6 protein-coding genes are annotated in these 4,978 nt (G+C 67.2%); 2 read left to right on the top strand and 4 right to left on the bottom strand.

All coding sequences use genetic code 11. The features are described from left to right. From ACRDUX_RS33360 to ACRDUX_RS33345, 4 genes are all read right to left on the bottom strand, one after another. The coding region (locus ACRDUX_RS33360) for a phosphomethylpyrimidine synthase ThiC (protein ID WP_526420556.1) at nt 1-646 on the bottom strand (646 nt) is incomplete at its 3' end. Continuing rightward, nucleotides 643-2,076, bottom strand: a complete 1,434-nt coding sequence (locus ACRDUX_RS33355; RefSeq protein ID WP_526420554.1) for an NAD(P)(+) transhydrogenase (Re/Si-specific) subunit beta — start codon at nt 2,074-2,076, stop codon at nt 643-645. The genes ACRDUX_RS33360 and ACRDUX_RS33355, both read right to left, overlap by 4 nt. Continuing rightward, on the bottom strand, nt 2,073-2,396 hold the full coding sequence (locus ACRDUX_RS33350; RefSeq protein ID WP_526420552.1) for a proton-translocating transhydrogenase family protein: 324 nt from the start codon (nt 2,394-2,396) through the stop codon (nt 2,073-2,075). The genes ACRDUX_RS33355 and ACRDUX_RS33350 overlap by 4 nt, the downstream gene beginning before the upstream one ends. Next, nucleotides 2,396-3,481, bottom strand: coding sequence for a Re/Si-specific NAD(P)(+) transhydrogenase subunit alpha (locus ACRDUX_RS33345; protein WP_526420551.1), 1,086 nt, complete (start codon nt 3,479-3,481; stop codon nt 2,396-2,398). The genes ACRDUX_RS33350 and ACRDUX_RS33345 overlap by 1 nt, the downstream gene beginning before the upstream one ends. Nucleotides 3,482-3,686: 205 nt before the next feature. On the opposite strand from ACRDUX_RS33345, the gene ACRDUX_RS33340 reads away from it, so the two are divergent. Next, nucleotides 3,687-4,712 carry a ketopantoate reductase family protein gene (locus ACRDUX_RS33340; protein WP_526420549.1) on the top strand — a complete coding sequence of 342 codons (1,026 nt, stop codon included), beginning with the start codon at nt 3,687-3,689 and terminating at the stop codon, nt 4,710-4,712. A 13-nt stretch (nt 4,713-4,725) separates the two neighbouring features. Beyond that, nucleotides 4,726-4,978 (top strand): pyruvate kinase (locus ACRDUX_RS33335; RefSeq protein ID WP_526420547.1); only part of this gene is annotated, 253 nt, incomplete at its 3' end.

The following is a 4,978-nucleotide window of genomic DNA, read 5'->3' as shown; positions in this document are numbered from 1 at the left end:
CCTCCCAGGTCAGGGCGACGGGATCGCCGTCGACCTTCTCGAGGGCCTGATGGATCGGCACCGTGCCGAGCGGTACTGGCGAGTTGCGCAGGATCCAGTTGCGGCTGGTGTGGCCGGCGGACCCCGTGCAGAGGTCGGTGATGGTGTCGGCGCCCCAGCGGGTGGCCCACACCATCTCGTCGATCTGCTCGGTGACCGAGGACGTGACCACCGAGTTGCGGACGTTTGCGTTGATCTTCACCCCGAACGCCTTGCCGATGACCATCGGCTCGCTCTCGGGGTGGTGGTGGTTGGCCGGGATGACCGCCCGTCCCGCGGCCACCTCGTCGCGCACCAGCTTGGGCCGCACTCCCTCGCGGACGGCGATGAACGCCATCTCGGCGGTGACCTCCCCGGTCCGCGCCCGCTGCAACTGCGTGCCGCGGTCTGCGATCACGCCGGGCCGTGGCCGCAGACCTGCCGTCAGGTCGATCACCGCGTCGGCGTCGGTGTACGGGCCAGAGGTGTCGTAGAGGTCCAGGTGCTGCCCATCGGAGAGATGCACCCGCCGGAACGGCACCCTGGCGCCCGCCACGTCGACGAGGTTCCTGTGGTACTTCGTACTGCCGGTGATGGGGCCGGTGGTGACGGACCCGCCCGCGCTCACAGCGCCTTGAGTTCCTCGGTGAGGGCGCCGACGGATTTCTTGGCGTCGCCGAAGAGCATCGAGGTTTGGTCGAGGAAGAACAGTGGGTTCTCGATGCCGGCGTAGCCCGAGGACATCGATCGTTTGAGCACGATGACCGAGCGGGATTGGTCGACGTTGAGGATCGGCATGCCGTGAATGGGTGAGCTCGGGTCGTTGCGTGCGGCGGGGTTGGTGACGTCGTTGGCGCCGATGACGATGGTGACGTCGGTGCGGGCGAACTCACCGTTGACGTCGTCCATTTCCTTCATCGCGTCGTAGTCGACGTCGGCCTCGGCCAGCAGCACGTTCATGTGTCCTGGCATGCGGCCCGCGACCGGGTGGATGGCGTACTTCACCTCGACCCCCTTGGCCTCCAGCAACGACGCCATCTCCTTGACGGTGTGCTGGGCCTGGGCCACGGCCAGCCCGTAGCCAGGCACCACGATCACCTGGTTGGCATACGCCATCTGGATCGCCGCATCGGCGGCGCTGGTGGCCTTCACGGTGCCCTGCTCACCGCCGGTGGCGGCCGCGGCAGCGCTATCGGCGCCGAAGGCGCCGAACACGATCGCCGGGATGGAGCGGTTCATCGCCACGGCCATCAGGTTGGTCAAGATGCTGCCCGAGGCGCCGACGATCATGCCCGCGACGATCATCGCGGTGTTGTTCAACGCCAGACCGGCTGCCGCGGCTGACAGGCCGGTCATCGCGTTGAGCAGGGAGATGACCACCGGCATGTCCGCGCCGCCGATCGGGAACACCACGAACAGGCCCATGATCCCCGCCAGGATCAGCACCCCCACGATCAGCCAGCCCGGGCTGCCCGCACCGGGGCCGGCGTGCACCCCGATGTACACCGCCGCCGCCACCGCGGCGATCAGCAGCACAACGTTGGAGGCCTGGAAGATCTTGGCGGACTTGACGAGTCGCTTCTCGAGGTTCTTGGGGATCGATTCCTGCAGTTTGAGGAACGCCACCAGCGAGCCCCAGAACGACACCGAGCCGATGACCGCCGCGAACAGCGATCCCACCACCAGCGCCACCGAAGGGGTTTGGTGGACCTCGCTGAACCCGTCGGTTTCGATGAACTCCGCCCACGCGATCAGCGCGACCGTGCCGCCACCGACACCGTTGAACAAGGCGACCAGCTGCGGCATCGCCGTCATCTTGGTCTTCTTCGCCGGCGGCACTCCCAGGACCACCCCGATCCCCAACCCGGCGGCGATCAGGATCCAGTTGACCGCGGCGGTGTCACGCACCGAGATCAACGTCGCCACCACGGCGATGCCCATGCCGGTCGCGGCGATCCAGTTGCCCCGCACCGCAGTCTTGGGTCCGGTCAGGCCCGACAAGCCGAGGATGAACAGGCCGAACGCAAGGACGTAGAGGCCGTCGACGAGGTACGTCACTTCTGGACCTCGGCCTTCTCGGCAACGGGCTTGCGGGACTTGAACATGCTCAGCATCCGGTCGGTGACCAGGAACCCGCCGATCACGTTCAGGGTGCCGAAGATCAGCGCGACGAACGCGATGATCCGCACCCCCCAGCCCGCGTCGGCGGGGAGGTTGCCCAGCACGATCAACGCCCCAAGCACCACGATGCCGTGGATCGCGTTGGTGCCCGACATCAGCGGGGTGTGCAAGGTGTTGGGCACCTTGGAGATGACGGCGAACCCGACGAACCCGGCAAGCACCAGGATCGCGATATTGGCCAACAACTGGTCATACATCAGGAGGCGTCCTTCTTCTCTCGGGTGACGCAGGAAGCGGCAACCACTTCGTCGTCGAAGTCGGGCGCGAGCACGCCGTCGGTGATCAACAGCTCGAGCAGGGCGGTGACGTTCTTGGCGTACAGCTCGCTGGCATGCTCGGGCATCGTGGCGGGCAGGTTCAGCGGCGAGGCGATCGTCACCCCGTGGCGGACCACGGTCTGACCAGGCTCGGTCAACTCGCAGTTGCCGCCGGTCTCCCCGGCCAGGTCGATCACCACGCTGCCGGACGTCATCCCCGCCACCGCGGCGGCGGTCACCAACCGCGGCGCGGGACGTCCCGGCACCAGGGCGGTGGTGATGACTACGTCGAAGCGGGTGATCGCCTGCTCCAGCGCCTTCTGCTGCCTGGCGCGTTCTTCGTCGGTCAACTCGCGGGCATACCCACCCTCGCCGGCGGCGTCGATCCCCAAGTCCAGCCACTGCGCCCCCACCGAGCGCACCTGATCGGCCACCTCCGGGCGCACGTCATAACCGGTGGTCTTCGCCCCCAACCGCTTTGCGGTCGCCAGCGCCTGCAACCCGGCCACCCCGACACCGAGCACCAACAACGTCGCAGGCTTCACCGTGCCCGCCGCTGTGGTCAACATCGGAAAGAACCGCGTCGACTCCGACGCCGCCAACACCACCGCCTTGTATCCCGCCACGTTGGCCTGCGAAGACAACGCATCCATCACCTGCGCCCGCGAAATCCGCGGAATCGCCTCCACCGCAAAGGCAGTCACGTCGGCAAGGCGCAGCCGTTCAACCACTTCCGGGTGCGCCCGCGGAGCCAGGAATCCGATGAGGACCGATCCTGGCTTGAGCAGGCTGATCTCATCCGAGCTCGGTGGGTTGACCTTCACCACCACGTCGGCGGGCCAGGGATCACCGATCGTCGCGCCTGCCCTTTCGAAGTGCTCGTCACTGATCAGCGCTCCGTCTCCGGCCCCGCTCTCCACGACGACTTCGAGCCCGAGGGCACGAAGCCGCTCGACGATCTTGGGGACCAGCGCGACGCGGCGTTCGCCCTCCGCGGATTCCCGCGGGATGCCGATCAGGGTCATGCTCCTCCTCCTGGCTGTGGCCGGTCGGGACGCTCCAGACGGTGCAGGTGTGTGGAGGCCTCCGGCGGCTCAGTCGAGCCCGGCAGTAAAAAGGCTAGGGCAATTGCATATTGTATGCAACCATTGAGTGGCTCCACTGCGCTCGACGCGAGGGGTCCGAGCTCGCGATCGAGCTATGCATACAGTATCCAATAGAGGAGTCGCCGTGAAGATTGCAGTCGTCGGTGCCGGAGCGATCGGCGCGTACTGGGGTGCCGCGTTGCAGCGCGGTGGGGCCGAGGTTCACCTCATCGCCCGCAACGCCCATCTACAAGCCATGCGGGAGAACGGGGTTCGGGTTCTCAGCGCGCGTGGCGACTTCGTCGCCCACCCCAACGCCACGGACGACCCTGCCGAGATCGGGCCCGTCGACTACGTCTTCCTCGGGTTGAAGGCCCACGGCTACCCGTCCTGCGGTCCACTGGTGAATCCGCTGCTCGGTGAGCACACCGCGGTGCTCGCGGCGCAGAACGGCATCCCGTGGTGGTACTTCCACGAACTGCCCGGCCCCTACCGGGGGCGTCGCGTCGAGGCCGTCGATCCCGGCGGTGCAACCAGTGCGGTGTTGAAGCCCGAGCGCGCCATCGGCTGCGTGGTGTATCCGGCCACCACCATCGAGGCGCCGGGGGTGATCCGTCACCTCGAGGGCACCCGGTTCTCCATCGGAGAGCCGTCGGGGGAGCTGTCCCCACGCTGTAACGCGTTGAGCGAAGCCATGATCGCCGGCGGATTGAAGGCCCCCGTCGAAGCCGACCTGCGCAGTGACATCTGGATCAAGCTGATGGGCAACGTCGCCTTCAACCCGCTCAGCGCGCTGACCAGAGCGACGATGGTCGAGATCTGTCAGAACCCCCACACCCGGCAAGTGGTGATCCAACTGATGGAGGAGACGCTCGACATTGCAGGAAGGGTCGGCGCCACCCCGGACATCTCCATCGAGAAGCGCTTGCGCGGCGCCGAGAACGTCGGGCACCACAAGACGTCCATGCTCCAAGACCTCGAAGCGGGCAAGCAGCTGGAACTCGACGCCATCGTGACGGCAGTGGTGGAGATGGCCGACCTGACGGGCGCGGCCGCCCCCACGCTGCGCACCATCCATGCCGCCACCGACCTGCTCGCGCGCACCTGCGCGCCCGGAGCGCCGGTGGTCGATCGCGCAGGTGAGCGGGCTATCCAGCCGGCTCTTCAGTAAGGGAGAAGAAAACATGGTGAACCGCCGCGCAAAGATCGTCTGCACGTTGGGGCCTGCCACCGGCACTGCGTCGCGACTGGCCGAACTCATCGACGCCGGAATGGACGTGGCCAGGCTCAACTTCAGCCACGGCACCCAGGCGGAGCATTCGGCCATCTACGGCATGGTCCGCGCCATCGCCGCCGAACGCGGCCGCATGGTCGGCGTACTGGCCGACCTGCAGGGGCCCAAGATCCGGTTGGGCTGCTTCGCCGACGGGCCGGTGT

The organism is Mycobacterium sp., from assembly GCF_050701675.1.
Taxonomy (GTDB): Bacteria; Actinomycetota; Actinomycetes; order Mycobacteriales; family Mycobacteriaceae; genus Mycobacterium.
This window is presented reverse-complemented; position numbering and strand designations above follow the sequence as displayed.

Bases quoted from the DNA above. Each gene is read 5' to 3' on its own strand.
- ACRDUX_RS33350 (WP_526420552.1), bottom strand. From the start codon at position 2,396: ATGTATGACCAGTTGTTGGCCAATATCGCGATCCTGGTGCTTGCCGGG.
- ACRDUX_RS33345 (WP_526420551.1), bottom strand. From the start codon at position 3,481: ATGACCCTGATCGGCATCCCGCGGGAATCCGCGGAGGGCGAACGCCGC.